The organism is Corynebacterium sp. 11A (assembly GCF_008930935.1).
GTDB lineage: Bacteria > Actinomycetota > Actinomycetes > Mycobacteriales > Mycobacteriaceae > Corynebacterium > Corynebacterium megadyptis.
In genome coordinates this window covers 47,846-66,702 of record NZ_PQMR01000009.1, presented here as the reverse complement: position 1 = coordinate 66,702, position 18,857 = coordinate 47,846, and the positions used below count along the sequence as shown (strand labels likewise).

General features: G+C 63.9%; 16 protein-coding genes. 7 read left to right on the top strand and 9 right to left on the bottom strand.

What is annotated here, in order from left to right; translation table 11 throughout:
• Position 1 precedes the first annotated feature (1 nt).
• Positions 2-1,537, top strand: a complete 1,536-nt coding sequence (locus GBB18_RS07825) for a phospho-sugar mutase (protein WP_151641325.1) — start codon at positions 2-4, stop codon at positions 1,535-1,537.
• On the opposite strand, the gene GBB18_RS07820 is transcribed toward GBB18_RS07825, so the two are convergent.
• The gene (locus GBB18_RS07820; protein ID WP_151641301.1) at positions 1,520-2,077 is read right to left on the bottom strand and encodes a helix-turn-helix domain-containing protein; all 558 of its coding nucleotides are present in this window, start codon (positions 2,075-2,077) and stop codon (positions 1,520-1,522) included. The genes GBB18_RS07825 and GBB18_RS07820 overlap by 18 nt on opposite strands.
• A 96-nt stretch (positions 2,078-2,173) precedes the next feature.
• Complete coding sequence (gene upp / locus GBB18_RS07815) at positions 2,174-2,809, bottom strand: uracil phosphoribosyltransferase (RefSeq protein WP_151641300.1); 636 nt, start codon at positions 2,807-2,809, stop codon at positions 2,174-2,176.
• A 76-nt stretch (positions 2,810-2,885) separates the two neighbouring features.
• On the opposite strand from upp, the gene GBB18_RS07810 reads away from it, so the two are divergent.
• Genes GBB18_RS07810 through GBB18_RS07800 form a run of 3 tightly spaced genes read left to right on the top strand, consistent with a single transcriptional unit; the run spans position 2,886 to position 5,281 of the window.
• Positions 2,886-3,167, top strand: a complete 282-nt coding sequence (locus GBB18_RS07810) for a hypothetical protein (protein WP_151641299.1) — start codon at positions 2,886-2,888, stop codon at positions 3,165-3,167.
• Positions 3,168-3,172: 5 nt separating this feature from the next.
• A complete protein-coding gene (locus GBB18_RS07805) occupies positions 3,173-4,018 on the top strand; it encodes a C40 family peptidase (protein WP_151641298.1) in 846 nt (281 codons plus the stop codon).
• 21 nt (positions 4,019-4,039) lie between these two features.
• The gene (locus GBB18_RS07800; protein ID WP_151641297.1) at positions 4,040-5,281 is read left to right on the top strand and encodes a hypothetical protein; all 1,242 of its coding nucleotides are present in this window, start codon (positions 4,040-4,042) and stop codon (positions 5,279-5,281) included.
• A 33-nt stretch (positions 5,282-5,314) separates the two neighbouring features.
• On the opposite strand, the gene GBB18_RS07795 is transcribed toward GBB18_RS07800, so the two are convergent.
• Positions 5,315-7,105, bottom strand: a complete 1,791-nt coding sequence (locus GBB18_RS07795) for an adenosine deaminase (protein ID WP_151641296.1) — start codon at positions 7,103-7,105, stop codon at positions 5,315-5,317.
• Positions 7,106-7,183: 78 nt separating this feature from the next.
• Between GBB18_RS07795 and GBB18_RS07790 the strand changes: the two genes are divergently transcribed.
• Positions 7,184-8,494: a serine hydrolase gene (locus GBB18_RS07790; protein WP_151641295.1), complete on the top strand. Its 1,311-nt coding sequence runs from the start codon at positions 7,184-7,186 to the stop codon at positions 8,492-8,494.
• On the opposite strand, the gene GBB18_RS07785 is transcribed toward GBB18_RS07790, so the two are convergent.
• The 5 genes from GBB18_RS07785 to GBB18_RS07765 all read right to left on the bottom strand — a co-directional run bounded on the left by GBB18_RS07785 (position 8,491) and on the right by GBB18_RS07765 (position 13,799).
• On the bottom strand, positions 8,491-9,396 hold the full coding sequence (locus GBB18_RS07785) for an RDD family protein (RefSeq protein ID WP_151641294.1): 906 nt from the start codon (positions 9,394-9,396) through the stop codon (positions 8,491-8,493). The two genes, GBB18_RS07790 and GBB18_RS07785, sit on opposite strands and share 4 nt — an antisense overlap.
• Positions 9,396-10,502 carry a YihY/virulence factor BrkB family protein gene (locus GBB18_RS07780; protein ID WP_151641293.1) on the bottom strand — a complete coding sequence of 369 codons (1,107 nt, stop codon included), beginning with the start codon at positions 10,500-10,502 and terminating at the stop codon, positions 9,396-9,398. The genes GBB18_RS07785 and GBB18_RS07780 overlap by 1 nt, the downstream gene beginning before the upstream one ends.
• 136 nt (positions 10,503-10,638) lie before the next feature.
• Positions 10,639-11,715 (bottom strand): inner membrane protein YhjD, encoded by a 1,077-nt coding sequence (yhjD, locus tag GBB18_RS07775; RefSeq protein ID WP_151641292.1) that lies wholly within the window; start codon positions 11,713-11,715, stop codon positions 10,639-10,641.
• 36 nt (positions 11,716-11,751) lie between these two features.
• Positions 11,752-12,795: a tryptophan--tRNA ligase gene (gene trpS / locus GBB18_RS07770; protein WP_151641291.1), complete on the bottom strand. Its 1,044-nt coding sequence runs from the start codon at positions 12,793-12,795 to the stop codon at positions 11,752-11,754.
• Between the two features lie 92 nt (positions 12,796-12,887).
• Positions 12,888-13,799, bottom strand: a complete 912-nt coding sequence (locus tag GBB18_RS07765) for an exodeoxyribonuclease III (RefSeq protein WP_192795978.1) — start codon at positions 13,797-13,799, stop codon at positions 12,888-12,890.
• A 95-nt stretch (positions 13,800-13,894) separates the two neighbouring features.
• On the opposite strand from GBB18_RS07765, the gene GBB18_RS07760 reads away from it, so the two are divergent.
• Positions 13,895-15,139, top strand: a complete 1,245-nt coding sequence (locus GBB18_RS07760; protein ID WP_151641289.1) for an FAD-binding oxidoreductase — start codon at positions 13,895-13,897, stop codon at positions 15,137-15,139.
• Here GBB18_RS07760 and GBB18_RS07755 read toward each other — a convergent pair.
• Positions 15,136-16,368, bottom strand: coding sequence for an MFS transporter (locus GBB18_RS07755; protein ID WP_151641288.1), 1,233 nt, complete (start codon positions 16,366-16,368; stop codon positions 15,136-15,138). The two genes, GBB18_RS07760 and GBB18_RS07755, sit on opposite strands and share 4 nt — an antisense overlap.
• Positions 16,369-16,571: 203 nt before the next feature.
• On the opposite strand from GBB18_RS07755, the gene GBB18_RS07750 reads away from it, so the two are divergent.
• The gene (locus GBB18_RS07750; protein WP_151641287.1) at positions 16,572-18,782 is read left to right on the top strand and encodes an NADP-dependent isocitrate dehydrogenase; all 2,211 of its coding nucleotides are present in this window, start codon (positions 16,572-16,574) and stop codon (positions 18,780-18,782) included.
• Positions 18,783-18,857 lie beyond the last annotated feature (75 nt).

Genomic DNA, 18,857 nt, shown 5'->3' with positions numbered 1-18,857 from the left:
GATGAACATCACTCTCATCACCCGCTTGGCCGCAGCCTTCGCCGCGTGGCTGCCCAGCCACACCACGCAGCGCACCACCCCGCCCAGCCGTTTCGCGGGCGACTCCCCCTCCGAAGAACCCGGGATCGGCCGGCTGCTCCACGCCACCGACGCTCCCATTCGCGTGGTGGTCGGCTGGGACACCCGCTATGGCTCATCCGCCTTCGCCCAGGCCGCCGCCGAAGTATGCGCTGGGGCCGGCTTCGAAGTGACACTGCTACCCCAGCCCACCCCCACGCCGCTGATCCCGTTCTTAATACACACTCGTTGCTTCGATGGCGGCATCCAGATCACCGCCTCCCACAATCCGGCGGTGGACAATGGCTGCAAGCTCTACACCCGCGACGGGAGGCTACTCTCCACCGATAGGGCGGCAGAGATCACCGCCCTGATGGAGGATATGCCGCCAGCACCCGAGATCCCGCGGGTACATGTGCGCCCCACCCACGATCAACTGCGCCGCTATGTGGACTATGTGGTAGATCTGGTGGATCCCGGCGCGGATGATCGGCTGCGTGTGGCCACCGAGCGCGCCGGGCTGACGGTGGTCTACACCGCGATGCATGGGGTGACCGGCCGCGTTCTACACCAATGCCTGCAAGCCGCAGGGTTCGCACTGTGCTATCCGGTGCTGAGCCAGCAGCATCCAGATCCCACCTTCCCCACCCTCGCCTTCCCCGATCCGGAGGAACCCAGCGCGGTCGAGCAGGTGCTGGAGCTCGCTGCCCACCACAACGCCGACCTCATCATTGCCCTCGACCCGGACGGGGATCGCTGCGGCATCGGTATCAAAACCGCCGCCGGCACCCACCGCATGCTCAGCGCGGACGAGCTGGGGCCGCTGCTGGCTACCCGGTTGGTCTCCGACGCGCATGCGGATGCGCCGGCCCCAGTCGTGGCCACCACCAGAGTGTCCTCGCACCTCTTGAAGTCCCTAGCGGCCGCGCGGGGCTGGGACTATCAGGAATCCGCAACCGGTTTTAAGAACATGACCCAAACCGCGGATGATCGCCCCGGCCAGCTCGCCTTTGCCTATGAGGAAGCCCAAGGTTTTTGTGTCGATCCGGCGCGCGTGCCGGACAAGGATGGACTGGCCACGGCGCTGATTACCTGCGCCTGGGCGGCCGAGCTGAACATGCACGGCTCCTCCCTCGAGCAGGAGCTGATGACGCTGCACAAGCGCCATGGCTACTATGCCAGCCGCAAAGTAATCATCCGCACCTCCGATCCGCAGACCCTGCTGGAGGAGGCCGCCGCCGCGCCGCCGCAGGAACTGGCCGGCATTCCCCTTGGCCCACTGCCGCTACTCGACGATCAAATCATTGGCTGGAGCGGTAGCGGCGAGGCCGGGCGTGTGCGCATTCTGGCTCGTACCTCCGGAACGGAGAGCAAAGCCAAGATCTATATCCACGTCTCTGGGACCGACTCGGCGGAGCACTCGGAGGCGCTGCTCACCCGCATCGTCGGCGAGCTGCGGGAGTTACTCGGACGTCTCTAGCTCGACGGTATCCGCGGTATCCGCAGTCTCTGCGGCGGTCTCTCCCACGCCCAGCGCCGCTGACTGCGCCTGCTCGGCATCCTCTCGCGTCTTGATCTTTCGCCGCGCCTGCTGCCGAAGGACATAAAGCGGATGGAATTCATCGACGAAGCGGGGATCATCGCCGTCAATGATCACGTGCGAGCCATCGAAAGGCAGCACGTCCTCGGGTTCGCGAGGCCACACCACATCCACCTCGCTGGGTAGGGCCTCCGCGGCTCGGCAGAGCCGGCGGGGCGGAGTGGTGGCGTCGGGAAGCAGCACCGCGATAGGCACGTGGAGGGCACGCGCGATGCGATAAACGGTGGCGAGCTGCGGATTGGCGCTGCTATTTCGGGAGGAGACTCCACGTTCGAGCCCGACCACCGCGTTGCGGTGCACCCCGGCGAGCTCGGCGAGGCGTTCTTGGCTGATATCGCGCATGGCGCGCAACGTGCGCACCCGCTGGCCGAGCGCCACAGCATAGCTCGGCCAGTAAATCACGTTATCGTCATCAGCCATCAAAAAGACTCTGCCTACGCAAGCGGGCAGAGTCTGCACACCATGGTGTGCAAACCCCTCGAGAGTGAGGAGCACCACCATGGGGTGGGCGGGTATTTACAGGTCGATATTGCGCGGACCGTAGAGGCGATCGCCGGCATCACCCAAACCAGGCACGATATAGGCGTCCTCGTTCAGCTCGGGATCGATGGTGGCAGTGACGAGCCGCACGGGCAGGCCAGAATCAGCGAGCGCCTGCACCCCAGGCTGCGCCGATACCATGCACACGGCGGTGATGTCGGTGGCGCCGCGGGCGTGCAGCAGCCGGATGGCGTGCAGCAGCGAACCACCGGTGGCGAGCATGGGATCCACCACGAACACCGGCTGGTCGGTGAGATCCTCGGGCAGCGCCTCCAGATAGGGCACCGGCTCGTGGGTCTGTTCATCGCGGGCCAAGCCGATGAAGCCCACCTGGGCGTCGGGGATCATGGACAGGGCGGGGTCAATCATGCCCAGCCCGGCGCGGATGACGGGCACGATGATCGGCGGGTTTTCTAGGCGCACCCCCTCGGCCACGGCCACCGGGGTGTGGCAGTCGAAGGTTTCTACCGGCACGTCGCGGCAGGCTTCGTAGATGAGCATTGCTCCGAGATCGCGGAGCGCGGCGCGGAAGGTGGCGTTGTTGCTGCGCTTATCCCGCATGATGGTCAGTCGGGCTGCGACGAGCGGGTGGTCAATAACCTTGGTCTCCATACGTTCCAGAATAGAACAGTGCCCCTTGTCTCCGACGAGGGGAACCATCACGGGTGCACGCAACGTCTAGATGAGCATGACTGACCTCATGTGCATCCCCAGCTATGCCCGCTCATTGCTGCGCGATCTCCTCGCCGCGGCAGCCACCACCACCCCAGCAGCACCACCGGCGCTGGCCCCGACACCCGGGATGGAGCGCTTCGCCGCCGCCCTCGCCCGCGCCACGGCCGCCACTGGGCAGCGCAGCCAGCAGCTCGCCCGCTGCTGCGAACAGCGCGCCCAGGACACAGCCGGCCATCTTCGGTCTATTGAGCTTGTCGACGCCGAGCTCGCCGCAACACTGAACAGGCAGGTCTAAGGCTGATGTTTCAGGTACTCAATCAGCTCGCCGCTCTACTGCCCAGTCCTGCTCTGCCCCGCGAGTTCGGCGGGGTGACGGACGTCTCCGCCGCCCAGCGTCTTGCTCCCATGTTCGGCGCCGAGGCCCACCGCCTCACTCACGCCGCCAGCGCCCTAGAGGCGGAAAAAGGGGAGCTGCAGCAGATCATGGCTATCGCGCGGCCGATCATTGCCCGCGCCAGCACCGATCTCGTGCAGCTAGCCCAGCACTATCTCTCAGAAATCACACGGCTTGCACCCCAGACGCTCAGCCCCCACCCGGCACAGCAATTCGCTGCCGTTCAGGCCCTCGCCGCTCTCTCACCGGCCACCCTCGCGGCGGCGGGGCAGCGCACGCAGCAGCTCGAAGCCGAACTGGAGGAACCCACCGCCCAGCTGGATCACATCGGGCAGCGCGGCCCGCTCAATCTGGACCAAGCGCCCGACTCTGCGGCGGGTGGTGCGGGCAGCAGGACGGCGTCGACAAGCACCGCGGGAGCGCGTGCTGTGGCGGCCGCCGAATCCCAGCTGGGCACACCCTACGTGTGGGGCGGCACCACCCCGAATGGTTTTGACTGCTCCGGGCTGGTGCAGTGGTCCTATGCCCAGGCCGGCGTGGAGCTGCCGCGGATGGCACACGAGCAGGCGGTAGGCCGACAGGTGGGAGCCGATGAGCTGCAGCCGGGCGATCTCGTGGTGTGGGATGGGCATGTGGCCATGTATGCCGGTGAGGGCATGATGATCGAGGCCGGCGACCCGGTGCAGAAGAATCCGGTGCGCACCACCAACATGGGGATGGGGTTTCTAGGGTTCTATCGCCCCACCTCCTAAGGCTCGACTAGGCTTTAGCGCATGACTTCTTCCTCCTCCGAGGCACAACAGACGATTATTCCTATAAAGATTGCGCTCACAGAAGGGGACTTCTACACCCTGTGGGCGCCGGCTTACCGCGAACACGGCAGCGTCTGGCAGGCGTTTTTGGGTGATGATGACAATGTCTTCTTCTTCCACTCCCCCGCCGAGCTCCTCGCCTATATCTCGGCCCATCCCCACCACGATCTGTCGAATCACCCGCGCTGGTCGAATTTCCAATCCAAGCCGGAGGCCCGCGTGGTGCCGGAGGATTCCGGCTACGCCGATGTGGTGGGTGTGCCCGCGCTACTCGCCGAGCGCCCCAGCCACAACGCCGTATCGGGCACTGCCCGCGCCCTGCGGGTGGCGCGCTCGCTGGGCGAGGTCCTCGCCGATGTGACGGTGACGTCCTTCTTCTCCGGCCATTCTGTGCTGGACAATCTGGAGCGCGGCTCGGATCATTACATCGGCGAACAGGGCGCAGAGGAATGGACCGGCGTGGGCCGCGTGGTGCTCAACAGCTGGAATGATGTGGTGGACGCCCTCGACGGCCACGTGTTCACCCCCGAGGTCGATGACGCCGCCGTGTCCGAGGCTGAGACCGCCATCGCCGCCTCCCAGGAGCGCATTGCGGAAGAAAAGGCCGCCGCTGAGGCCAAGCGCAAGGAAGAGGCCGAGGCCGCTGATCCCTATGACAGCACCGTGTGGGCTGCCGCCGGTATCGATCCGGTGAAGATCAGCATTGAAGGCCGCACCCTGTATACGTTGCGCACCTATGTGGAAGGCCGGCCCGTGTTCTTGGGTAAGTACGGCGAGATCTTCACCTTCAATAACCGCAAAACCATGCCCCGCTGGCTGGCTGAACACGGCGATCACGACCTTGCCAAGCTCTCCACTTGGGAGACCGTGATGACGGAGGTCAATGGCGGCACCCTCGATGTCACCGTGCACGAGGACAACTCCTATTCCTTCACCGGGCTTGAGGATGATATCCGTAAGGGCCCCAAGGAAGTGGATACCGAGCAGATGCGCCGCGCCTACGAGCTGCTGGCGGATGCCGCCGACTGGGCCGCCGATGACTCGCTCAACTCCATCCTGCTGGCCCGTCCCAGCCTGCAGGACTACATCTCCTATATGCTCGGCGGCGCCTCGAACTATGTGCCGGATGCGCCCTTTAGCAAGGAAGCCGAAGGCTGGAAGGCCCTCACCGAGACCCTCACCCAGCGCTTCAGCAAGTTCTAGCCCCGTGACACCAGCGCTCGCGTCCCTCGTGCCCTAGACGCGGCGCCACCCAATCTGCCCATCGTGATCGACATGACTCGCCCAGGAATGCACACCTTGCGGCGGCTCCGACACGGTGGGCTCATCCATGTCCGCTTCATCGCTGGCGGCGGCTCCGCCTTCCTCGTCCTCCCCGATGAGCGCGGCGAGTTCGCTGGCATCCACCTGGTAGCCGCCATAGCGGCTGCGCTCATCCTCGGCCTCGGGGCGAAAGATCGGCAGGATATCGTGCACGGCTTTGATGGGGCGGCCCGCCACGTGGGAGAGCTCATCGAGCATGGTGAGGCTATCGCGTAGCAGCAGCCACAGCCGCGCGCGGTGCGCCCCGTCCAGCGCCACGTGGTGCGTCACAAGATAGGTGCGCGCCAGCATATCGACGCGTTTCTCAATATCCTCGACCCGTTCTGGGGATAGCCCGTCCAGCTCCTGATTCATATCACCCCAGAAGGGAGTGACCCTGAGCTGTTCCACCACCAACAGCGGCATGGTCTCGCCCTCGCCGTAGCAGCGCCCCTCCTCAGGATCCACCGTGGCCACGGGCAAGACGCCCTCCTCGCTTGACTCGCCGGCCTCGCCATGCACAACGCGGGCGGTGTCGTAGTCCAATAGATCCGCAGCACTGGACAGCTCCGCATCAACTGAGGCGCCAGCGGTGGCGAGAAATGCGGCATAGGCCTCCCGCGCCTCGTTCATGCGCGGATCGATATAGTCCGCGAGGATCACATCGCGTACCTCCCGCTGTATGAAGGCCGCCTCCATGGAGATAAGGGTGATATCGCGCAAATCCTCGAAGCTCAGACCACACTCCTCGACCAGATACATCATCTCATCGGTCTGGGTGACACCCGAGACCAGCCGGTTATCGGTATTGATGGCGCAGGCGAAGCCTCGGCTGAATAGTTCGGCGAAGGGATGCACGTGGCCGTGGGCGACCGCGCCCGTCTGGTAGTTCGAGTGGGGGCATAGCTCTAGGCAAATCTCGTTGTCGTAGATATAGCGCGCGACGGGATCGGTGGTGAGTTCCTCATCCCCCGGCAGCACATCCATCAGCCGCACTCCGTGGCCGATACGACGCGCTCCGAGCTCCAAGGCCTCGCGGATGGAATCCACCCCCGCGGCCTCGCCGGCGTGAATGGTCACAGGCACAAAGTGACGACGCAGCAGCTTGAAGGCCTCGCGGAAGCGCGACGCCGGAAAACCCTCCTCTGGGCCGGCAAGATCGAAGCCCACCACCATGCCTTCGACCGAGCCCGGACGGTAGTTATCCACGGCCAGCTGCGCCACCTCCAGCACGTTGTTTTGCTGGCGCATACCGCAGAGGATCAGCCGCACCACAATGCTCACTCCGCATTCATCGAGCATGACGGTGGCCGTCTTGATTCCGGTGATGGCGGCGTCCACCACCTCCTGCATACTCAGGCCCCTATGTGTGTGCAGCTCAGGCGCGAAGCGCAGCTCCGCGTACACGCAATTGTCTGCGGCCAGCTGAAACACGGCGTCCTTGGCCACAGCGGTGATGGAGGAAGCGTCTTGCATCAGGGCCACGGTGTGTTCAAAACACTCGAGATAGCCCGCGAGACTGCCCGCATTGGCCTTCTGTTCAAACCATTGCGCGAGCGCCTCCGGTGTGGGTTCCGGCAGATCATAGCCCTGCTCTGCAGCGAGACTCACCATGAGGTCGGGGCTTAAACCGCCATCGAGGTGATCGTGAAGGGATACTTTCGGCAGCTGCTGCACGATCTCGCGCGGCGGCGGAGGAAGAGGAGAGGACGTGGGGTTGATCATGGTCACATTCTAAAGTGACACCAGCGTCGCCGCCTCCTACCTCGTGGGTGGCCTAGTGCAATAGACTATCGGCCTATCATGGCTGAACATTTTTCCCGCGCTTATCGACGCCTCCCCGCCTGTCTTCTAGCGCTCTCTTTATGCACCACCGGCGTGCCCGTGTCCTGGGCACAGGAGGAAACCACCCCCTCCACTTCAGAGACGATGCAGCGGACCACCTCGCCGAATACGGATCATTGCCCGCACGCCACTACCCCACCGCCCCCGGTGGATACCTCGGAGGAACCGAAACCGGGGCAGGGCTCCCCAGCGCCGCTGCCGGTGCCCGCCATCAATGCCGGCGGGCCGAAGCTCAACGAGTGCGGTGTCATCACCGCCGAGGGCTTCACCGTGCCCCAGGGCAATACCGCCTCGAGCTGGATCGTGTTCGATCTTGATTCCGGCGAGGTGAGTGCCGCGAAGGACCCGCACGGACGCTACCGCCCGGCCTCGGTGATTAAAGCCTTGCTGGCGCTGGTGAGCATCACGAATCTCGATCTGGATAAGACGGTGACCGTCTCGGCGGAATCGGCCGGTATCGAGGGCTCGGCGGTGGGTATCGGCCCCGATGGGGTGTACACCAACCGGCAGCTCATCAGCGGCCTCCTCATGGCCAGCGGCAACGATGCCGCCCACGCCCTTGCCCAGGAGCTCGGCGGCGATCGCGTGGCACTCGAGAAGGTCAATGCCCTCGCCCAGCAGTTGGGGGCACGCAATACGCGCGTCGCCACCTACAGCGGTCTGGATGGCCCAGGCATGTCCACCACCGCCTTTGATTTGGCGCTCATTTATAAGCAGGCGTGGGCCAATCCAGTATTCGCGGAGATCGTGCGCACTCGCTCTATAGGCTTTCCCGGCTGGGGCGACTACGAAGGATTCGAGGTGTGGAACGATAATCAGCTGCTGTCCAAGCATGAGGACTCCCTCGGCGGCAAGACCGGCTATACCGATGATGCCAACCACACCTTCGTGGGCGCGCGCGAGGTCAATGGACGCCGCATCGCCGCGGTGATCTTGGATGCCACCACCACCCCGACAAAGCGCGCTTGGCAAATGGCGGATGATCTCATCGACGCCGCCGCCGCTACCCCACCCTCTGCGGAAGCGGCCGGTACGGTGGCCGCGCTGGCCGAGGTGAGCTCGGCAGAGGCAAACACCCCCTCAGCCACCCGCGCTGCTAGCGAAGACGTCACCGCGGTGGAGCCGGAACCTGCTTCCCCATCGCGGGGTGCGGATGTGGCCTTGGTGGCGGCGTTTATCCTCGGCTTGGTTCTCGCCGGGGTCGTCGGCGTGGCTGGGGTGCGTTCTCGGCGGCGCCGCGGGCGTGTGCGCCTGCGCCAGCGGCGCTAATTTTCCTCGACAAAGCGCTTGCGCACGACCTCGCCGTGAACGAGCTCGTCGTGCTTACCCACATATCCCCGCTGCTCGGAGATGGTGTGTTTGTAGTAGGCGCCAGCGACGATCGATACCACCTCGCCGCCTGGGGCGGCGGCGAAGAACTTCCACCAGGAGCGCTTCAACGACTGCTCAAGCGAGAGGTTCTCGCCGGTGCGCACATCCTTCGTGCGGTATCCGGCGGCGAGTTTCATCGGGGTACCTCCGAAGAGAGTTTCAGAGCCGCACACATAGACCAGCATGACCACGAGGGCAACGAGGACACTCACCAGGACTTCCGAGTCGGAATAGCCAAAGACTCCTTGTATCGCCTGCGCACACAACTGGGCTACAAACCAGTCGCCGACGCCTAAGATAAAGCGTGTTCCCTCTCCTGGCCGGCGCTCACTGGGGGCGCCGGTGCTATATCCCTGCGCGGCGACAGGCTGCTGCAGGTTCTGTGGCGCGACCCCATAGGTGGGGGAAGACATATCCGGCATTCCCGGCACCCAACCGTGGCCGGCTGTGGTTACTCTCGGCCCAGCCTGCTGCGGCATCGCTGCCTGCGCCCCGAAGTGGGTACGGGTGCCGAGATCATCGGGTAGCTCGCCGATCTTGGCGAGGGTGTCGAGCTCATTCCAGCTACACGGCTGGCCGAGTGCCTTCTCGTCATATTCCTGCTGTGTGTCGGCATCATTCATGATTTCCATGAGAATGCGCACCTCGCGCCGCGGCGATTGTTCTTCCGCCAGCCCAGCAAGCTCTAGTTCAGCGTCGATGATGCACAGCCGCACAAGGGCTCGATCCGGGTCATGATCGAGGTCCAGCAAACGGTAAATGTCCACCACTGGCTCGGCCATAATGTGCTGGTAATTCACTAGCGTTCTCCTTTGGCACGGTCGTCAATTCTAGAGTAGCGCAGCCGCCGGACACTCACGGCCGCTGCCGCGGCGCTGACGCACAGGAGTGCGAACACGGTGGCGACTGGGGCGCGGCGGGCACGCACCCCCATCATGTGCAGCACGGCGGGTTGGGGCACCTCAAGCTCCACGAATTCGCGGGCGCCATCGCTGGTGGCCGACCACGCGGTGCACAGCAGCACGATCTGCCAGACGATAAACAGCAGCACCATGAGCGCGATCACGGGGCCGAAGACCACCCCCGCCGGATAGTTGAAGAAAAAGATGGCGATGGCGCTGGCGGCGCGTTTGAAAAGCTCTAGAATCACCGCTCCTACGAGGGCCGGCTGCCATACCAGCGACCACGGCACAGCCACGGTGGGCACGGCCTTCATAATCCACGCCAAGGCGATGATATTCGCCAGCACCGCCACGGCCAACGCGGCTAGGCTCAATCCCACGCCCACGCCAGGCACATGGGTCAATCCGAGATAGGCGACAATTCGGTCAGCCACCGCACTCGTCTGCACGGTGGTGACACTAAAGGCGATGAGCAGCACCACCATGAGGCCGATGAGTTCCACTAGATCGCGCAGCTTGGAGATGAAGAAATTGGGGCCGCGGGCATCCGCCAGCCACACCGCGCTGGTGCCGAAGCGCAGGTTCACCATCCAGTTCGTGCCCGTCCACACCGCCGTAAAAGCACCCAGCCCCAGCACCATGCTGCGCTGGTCCATGGCCTCCATGATGAGGGACATGAAGGGAGCAGCGGCGTCGCCGCCTAAGTATTCGCGGAGGAAGCTATCGATGCCGTCGATCAGCCGCGGCTGGCTATTGAGCACGAAGCCGGCGGCGGCAAAGACGAGCATGAGCAGCGGGACGATGGACATCACTGAGAAGTAGGTGATGGCGGCACCATACTGCCAGCCGCCGCAGCGGATATAGCGATCGATCATGCGCGTGGCGTGATCGAACCACGGCCACGCGGCTCGGCGCGCAGCCCACAACCGCGGCGGGACGGAATCGGCGCGTTCAATGCCGAATTCATCCTCCGCCGCGGGATTCGGTGAGGTTAATGCGGCCACCTGGGTGTGCTCTCCATCCGTCTCGCTGAGCAGACCACTGGCAGCTTAGCAAAGACTGAGAAACAGCACAGTCCGCCCATCGCAGAGAACAGGGCCCCGTCCACGCTGGGTGAACGAGGCCCGAGAGGCTGAGAGTCTATTTGCCGCCGAAGATCGCGGCAAGCAGGCCGCCAGCCACAGCACCCGCGCCGACAATAGCGGCGGTCGAGGATACCGCGCTTTGAGTGCGCACTTCGCGGCGCACGCGGATCACGGCCGGCTCTGGCACGTCATAGTCCACCAGCGCCAAAGATTCCTCGGTGGTAGCCGCCCACGCGGAGGAATACAGCAGGATACGCCAGACGAAGTAGAGCAGGGCCATCACACCGATGATCGGCCCGAAGGTGGCGCCGGCCGGGTTAGACAGCGCATTGGAGAAGAACAAGGAACCGAATTGCTTCAGGATTTCGAATCCAATTGCGCCCACAAGGGCGGCCTTGGCGCAGGATTTCAACGGGGTTGTGGTGCGCGGCATGAACTTCACTAACCAGAAGAACACGAGGTAGTTCGACAGCACACCGACGACCACGGCCACCACATAGGTGATGTAGCTGATGCCGGGAACACCGCTCAAGCCCACGCGTTCCAACAGCGTGACGGTCAGCCCCGAGGCGCCCACGGCGGTCACACCGAAAGCGACTACCAAGGCCAGCAGCAGGATGATCAGGCCGACGAAGTCGCGGAGCTTATTCACTAGGAAGTTGCCACCCACCGGGTTGAGCTTCCACATCTTGGACACGCCATAGCGCAGGTTATGCATCCAGCCCAGACCGGACCACAGGGCCGTGAGGGCACCGATTCCCGCCACCGAGCCGCGCTGTTTCACGGCGGTGTTTAGGATTTCGGTGAGAGTCTCGGACATGGAGCCGTCCACCGACTCGGTGATGCGCTCGTTCACATCATTGAGAAGCTGCGGGTTGCCGGCAAGCACGAAGCCGAGGGCGGCAAAGAGCAGCATGAGAATGGGGAAAATCGACAGCACCGAAAAGTAGGTAATGCCGGCGGCGTATTGGTTGCCCCCCATGGAGGAATAGCGTTCCTGCATGCGCATGATGTGATCGAACCACGCGTGCTTGGCGCGAAACGCGGCGAGGGCGCCGACGTTGTCGTCGTTGGTGCGCTCGATGCCGTGCACGTCGGTGTGTGCGGGATTAGCGGTAGTGCGTGCCGCCATAGATGGTGTCTCCTCAGTCTCTTTTATGCGTCTCGCTTAGCGGCGCTGTCCTGCCAAAAAGCCCACCCGCTCGTAGACATCGTCCAAGGTGGATTCAGCGATCTCGGAAGCCTTATTGGCTCCCTTGGCCAAGATATTTTCCAGCTCGCCGCGATCAGCCAAGAAACTATCGAAACGCTGTTTGAGCGGGGTAGTGAACTCCTCCAGCGCGGCGGCCGTATCCGTCTTGAGCGCGCCATAGCCCTGTCCAGCATAGCCGTTCACCAGATCCTCGATACTGGTGCCGGTCAATGCCGACTGAATCACGAGCAGGTTGGACACACCCGGCTTGGCCTCGCGGTCATAACGAATCTCTCCGTCATTGTCCGTGACAGCGGACTTAATCCGCTTGGCAGAGACCTTCGGCTCGTCGAGCAGGTTGATCAGGCCCTTGGGGTTGGAGCCGGACTTGCTCATCTTCGAGGTGGGCTCCTGCAGGTCGTAGATCTTGGCCGCGCCCTCGGGAATAAAGCTCTCCGGCACTACGAAGGTCTTCTTGTACTTGGAGTTAAAGCGCTCCGCGAGGGTGCGGGTGAGCTCGAGGTGCTGGCGCTGATCCTCGCCTACCGGCACCAGCTGGGGGCGATAGAGCAGGATATCGGCGGCCATGAGCATGGGATAGGTAAACAGACCGGCGCTGGTGCGGTCTTGGCCCTGCTTGGCGGACTTGTCCTTGAACTGGGTCATGCGGGAAGCCTCACCGAAGCCGGTGAGGCAGGTGAGCACCCAGCTCAGCTCGGCGTGGGCAGGCACATGCGATTGCACGAAGAGGGTGGACTTTTCTGGGTCAATGCCCAGCGCCAACAGCTGTGCGACGCCCTTAATAGTGCGCTCGCGCAGTTCCTTCGGATTCTGCTCAACAGTAATGGCGTGCAGATCAGGGATGAAGTAGAAGGCGTCATAGGAATCCTGCAGATCAATCCACTGCTTCAGAGCACCGAGGTAGTTACCGAGGTGATAGGAATCTGCGGTGGGCTGAATGCCGGATAGGACGCGTTGCTTCTTCTCTGGTCGTGGGGTGGTCGAGCGAGAGTTTTCCATAGTTTAATAATCCTACAACCCCCGCTCACGCCCCGCCTGCACTCGGCTCCTCTTAGGCCCCTCTTAGGCTTCTCGGCGCTCCCCTCACACCACTAGACCGCGTAGCGCACATTCAGCGGCGAGTGATCGGACCACCGCAGATTATAGGCATCGGCCTTGTCCACCCAGCAGCGCTCGGCGCGCTGCAGCATGGCGGCGGTGGCCGCCTGATAGTCAATGCGCCACCCGGCATCGGTGTCGAAGGCCTTACCGCGGTAGGTCCACCACGTATAGGGGCCGTCCACATCGCCTTCGAGGCGGCGGGCCACATCGAACCACGCGGGATCGGTGGCCGGCTGCCGCAGCGGCGCCGCCGCGGAATAGTTCACCGCGCCTGCGAAGCTGCCGTGGGCCTCCACCTGGCTCGCCCCATCGGGGAAGGTGCCAAATACCGAGTCCATAAAGGCCCGCTCATCCGGCAAGAAACCGGACTTCTTCTTATTGGCTTTGTCATTCTTCAAATCCTGGGAGCGGTGGCAGATATTCCAGTCGCCGCCGATCACCATGTCGGGGTGGGCTGTGGCCAGCTCCTCTAGCAGGGGCCCGAAGGAATCGAGGAAGGCGTATTTCTCATCCTGTTTCTCGGTATCAGCCGAGCCGGAGGGCAGATAGAGCGAGGCCACGCGCAGCGACTCCAGGGGAGCGTCGATAAGCGTGGCAGCGATGAAGCGGCCCGAGTCCTCGAAACCGGGAATGCCGATCTCCACATCACCCAGCTCATAGCGGGAAAGAATCCCCACCCCGGCGCGACCCTTAGCGGCGGCCGGCGCGGTGGCGAGGTGCCAGCCCGAGTCGAGGGCTGGGGCCAGGGCGGCGCGGGCCTGGGTGTCGTCGGCGCGCACCTCCTGCATGAGCACCACATCCACCCCGGCGGTCTCGAGCCAAGCGAGCATGCCACGGTTGTCCTCGGAGCGCTGCTTCACCGCGGCGCGGATGCCATTGACGTTGACAGAAGAAATCGTGATAGCCATAGCCCGCAATTCTATCGTGGCCATCTCCCCAACCCCGCCGGTAGCATTAGTTTCACACTCAAAATCCTCACACAGAAAGGTGGTTCACCATGGCAACGCAGCAGGTTCTCGTCGCAGGAGCGGGGCTGGTGGGGCTGTGTACCGCCTTTAGTCTGGCTCGTGCGGGCCATGCGGTCACCCTCATCGATAGGGGCCGGATAGGCTCCGGCGCGGCCCGCGGCAATGCTGGGGAGATCACCCCGTTGCAGGCGCTGCCCATGCCCGAGCCGGCGCTGCTCAGCCAGCTGGCCGAGGGCGTGATCTCGCAGCGCCACTACTTCACCATCGCCCCGTTGGCGCTGCCGCGGCTGGCAGTATTTGGCCTGCAGTTCCTGCGCAACTGCACAGCGTCGCGGCTGCAGCGCAATACGGCGGCGCTGGATCAGCTGGTGCGCCAGGCGATGGCCGCCTATGACTCTTTTCACCGCGATGGTATCTCCCTCGCTGGCGGCGGCTGGGGCTATCTCAATGTGCACTCCGACCCCGCGGCGCTACGTCTCTTCCGCGATGCCCAGGTCGCGCGCGCCCGACATCTCGGTTTGGAGGAGCCCGGCCCGATTCTTAGCCGCGCCGAGCTGGAGGAACCGCTCCTGGGCGAGGAGATCACTGCCGGCTATCGCATCCCCACCGAGCGCTATATCGATCCGGATCTCTTCTGCACGGAGTTGCACACCGCCCTCACCGAGATGGGGGCGACGGTCCTCCCGCACACCGAGCTGCTCTCCCTCGAGCCCACCCACGCCACCGTCCGCACCGGCCACGGGGTGGAGACCATCGGCTTCGATAAGGCGGTCGTCTCCACCGGCGCTTGGCTGAACCGGCAGCTCCGCGGCATTCCGGGGCTGCGCTTCTCCGCCGTCACCCCAGGCACCGGCTATAGCTTCCATGTGGATATGGATCCGCTTCCGCGCAGCCTCGTCATGGGGCTGCATCGCAAAACGCTGATCGTGCCGATGAGCGGCAGCGCCCGGGTGGTGGGGCTGATGGATTTCGGTTTCCGTGTGGAGCGTTTCGAGCGCTACCGCATGGTTTTTCTGCGCGAACAGGCCGCGCACTTTATCACTGGTCTGGACACGGCCCCGATCTCGCGGGAATGGACGGGCCCGCGCCCGATGACCCCCACCGGACTTCCCTATATCAGCCCAGTGCGCGCGCAGCCGAACATCATCGTCGCCGCTGGGCACAATATGCACGGGCTCACCCTCGGCCCGGTCACCGGCGAGATCGTTAGCGCGCTCGTCGCCGGCCGCGATCCGGGCATCGATATGCGCCCCTTTGCCCTGCCGCGCTTTTAGCGCTGCTCGCTTGTCGACGCCATCCTGGCGTCTTCCGCCCGCTTCAGGCGATAGGCCAGCGCCCAGGTGCACACACCCAAGACCGCCAGTCCTGCACCGGCCAGCGCGGGGGCGGCATAGGAGAACCCAGCACCGATCACCACGCCGCCCAGTGCCGCGCCAAGGGCGTTAGCGGTGTTGAGCGCGGTGTGGTTGAGCGAGGCCGCCAGCATCTGCGCCTCGCCAGCATTATCCATGAGGCGGATCTGCAGGATGGGCACCAGCGCGCTGGCAGCGGTACCGATCAGCACGAACACTGGAACGGCCAGCCACACATTCTGCGAGGCGAGATAGAACAGCGTCATGAGAATAGCCGAGGCGCTGAGCGCGCCCATGATGCCCTTTTCGAGGTTCCAGTCGCTGAGCCGGCCACCGATGACATTGCCGAGCAGCTGACCGAAGCCGTAAACCATGAGCACCAGCCACATCCAGTGCGGGTTCAGCCCCGCCCGCTCCGTCATGGTCCAAGTGATGTAGGTGTAGACGGCGAAGTTACCGCCGAAGCCAATGGTGCCGATCAGCAGCGTCAGCCAGATCTGCACCCTCGCGAGGGCCCCGAGCTCGGTGCGGGGGCTGGTCGGTGGCATCTCGGTCATGTGCGGCATGAGGAACCACAGCGCTATGAGGGTAATCAGCCCCACCGCGGCCACCAAGGCATAGGCGATCTGCCAGCCAAAGACCGAGCCCAGAGCCTGAGCTGCGGGCACGCCGGCCACCGTGGCCACCGAAAAGCCCATGCCCACATAGGCGATGGCGCGGCCCCGCTGCCCCGCCGGCGCCATGGAGGCGGCGGCCAGCGCGGTGATAGAAAAGTAGGCGCCATGCGGCAGGCCCGCGACGAAGCGGGTGATGAGCAGCATCGCATAAGAAGAGCTGAATACCGTGACCGCGTGGGAGATAGTAAACGCCGCCATGAGCAGAAGCAGCAGCCGGCGCCGCGGCATGAAGCCGGTAAACAGCGCCACCATCGGGGAGCCGACCATCACTCCCAGCGCGTAGACGGAGATGACCGTGCCGGCCTTGGCCTCACTGATACCGAAGTCAGTGGCGATCAGCGGCAGCAAACCCATGGAGGCGAACTCGGTTGTGCCGATGCCGAAGGCGCCAAGCGCGAACGCGGCCATCACGATATAGCGGCGAGCATCCGAGATCTCGGTTTGGCGCGGCAGCCTCTTTGTCCGACGCAGCAACAGCTCTTCTCCTTTCCCACACTGGGGTGCAACACGTAGTACGAACGTTGAGACACTACACCTTTATGGCCACAATGCAATCCGGACAGGCGGGCGTGGAACACCCGTGGGATCCGGACGCCTTTTTACCCCCACGGAAAAAGAGAACAGGTATCGTAGACGGCTGTACTGTTATTTCTTCAACTCATATATGTAGGAGACGCATGGCTAAGATCATTTACACCCGCACCGACGAGGCCCCGCTGCTGGCCACCTACTCACTCAAGCCCGCCGTAGAGGCATTCGCAGCGACCGCCGGTATCGATGTGGAGACCTCCGACATTTCCCTCGCCGGACGCATCCTCGCCCAGTTCCCCGACTATCTCGGCGAGGACCAGAAGGTCAATGACGCTCTCGCTGAGCTCGGTGAACTAGCCAAGACCCCGGAAGCCAACATCATCAAGCTTCCCAATATCTCCGCCTCCCTGCCGCAGCTGCTGCGCGCCATCAAGGAGCTGCAGGACAAGGGCTTCGCCCTGCCGGAGTACCCAGACAGTCCCTCCACCGATGAGGAAAAGGACATCCGCGCCCGCTACGACGCCGTCAAGGGCTCCGCGGTGAACCCGGTACTGCGTGAGGGTAACTCCGATCGTCGCGCCCCCATCGCCGTGAAGAACTTCGTGAAGAAGTACCCGCACCGCATGGGCGAATGGTCGGCCGACTCCAAGACGAACGTGGCCACCATGGACTCCGGCGACTTCCGCCACAACGAGAAGTCCGTGATTATGCCCGCCGCCGATTCCCTCACTATCAAGCTCGTCACCGACGAGGGTGAGCAGGTACTCAAGGACAACCTGGAGGTCCAGGAAGGTGAGGTGGTGGACGCCACTTTCATGTCCGCCAAGGCTCTGGACGCCTTCCTCACCGAGCAGGTACAGCGCGCCCAGGACGAGGGCGTGCTCTTCTCCGCTCACCTCAAGGCCACCATGATGAAGGTCTCCGACCCGATTATCTTCGGCCACGTGGTGCGCGCCTTCTTCAAGGATGTGTTCGCCGAGCACGGCGATGTGCTGCTGGCCAACGGCCTGAACGGCGAAAACGGCCTCGGCGCCATCCTGGAGGGCCTCGACTCCGTCGAGGGTGGCGAGGAGATCAAGGCAGCCTTCGAGAAGGCTCTCGCCGAGGGTCCGGACGTGGCCATGGTGAACTCCCACAAGGGCATCACCAATCTGCACGTGCCCTCCGATGTGATTATCGATGCCTCCATGCCGGCCATGATCCGCACCGCCGGCCACATGTGGAACAAGAACGACGAGGAGCAGGACGCCCTCGCCGTCATCCCGGATTCCTCCTACGCTGGCGTGTACCAGGCCGTGATCGAGGACTGCAAGGCCAATGGCGCCTTCGATCCCACCACCATGGGCACCGTCCCGAACGTGGGCCTGATGGCACAGAAGGCTGAGGAGTATGGCTCCCATGACAAGACCTTCAAGATCGAGGCCGACGGCACCGTGCAGGTCGTTAATTCCGCTGGCGAGGTGCTCATGGAGCACGAGGTCGAGGCCGGCGATATCTGGCGCGCCTGCCAGGCCAAGGACGCCCCGATCCAGGACTGGGTAAAGCTAGCCGTGACCCGCGCCCGTCTCTCCGGTATGCCGGCAGTGTTCTGGCTCGACCCGGAGCGCGCCCACGACCGCAACCTCACCGAGCTGGTGAAGAAGTACCTGGCCGATCACGACACCGAGGGCCTGGATATCCAGATCATGTCCCCGGTCGAGGCCACCACCTACTCGGTGGAGCGCATCCGTCGCGGCGAGGACACCATCTCCGTGACCGGTAACGTGCTGCGTGACTACAACACTGACCTCTTCCCGATCCTCGAGCTGGGTACCTCCGCGAAGATGCTCTCTGTGGTGCCGCTCATGGCAGGCGGCGGCCTCTTCGAGACCGGTGCCGGCGGCTCCGCCCCGAAGCACGTGCAGCAGCTGGTGGAAGAAAACCACCTGCGCTGGGACTCCCTCGGCGAGTTCCTGGCTCTGGCTGAGTCCTTCCGCCACGAGCAGCAGTCCAATGGCAATGACAAGGCCGGCGTGCTGGCCTCCGCTTTGGACAAGGCCACCGAGACCCTGCTGAACGAGGGCAAGTCCCCCTCCCGCAAGGTCAATGAGAACGACAACCGTGGCTCCCACTTCTGGCTGACTCTCTTCTGGGCCACCGAGCTGGCACAGCAGAGCGATGACGCGGAGATCGCCGCGACCTTCAAGCCGGTTGCCGAGGCCCTGCAGGAGGCCTCCGAGGAGATCCACCAGGCTCTCATCGACGTCCAGGGCGAGTCCGTCGATCTGGGCGGCTACTTCGCCCCCGATGAGGAGAAGGCCAACGCTGTGATGCGTCCGGTCGCTCGCTACAACGAGATCCTCGACACCCTGAAGTAAGCACAGCGTAGAGGCCCACCGCCGCAGAGATCCTCCTCCGCGGCGGTGGGCTTGTACCGTGTCTGGGCGCCTGCC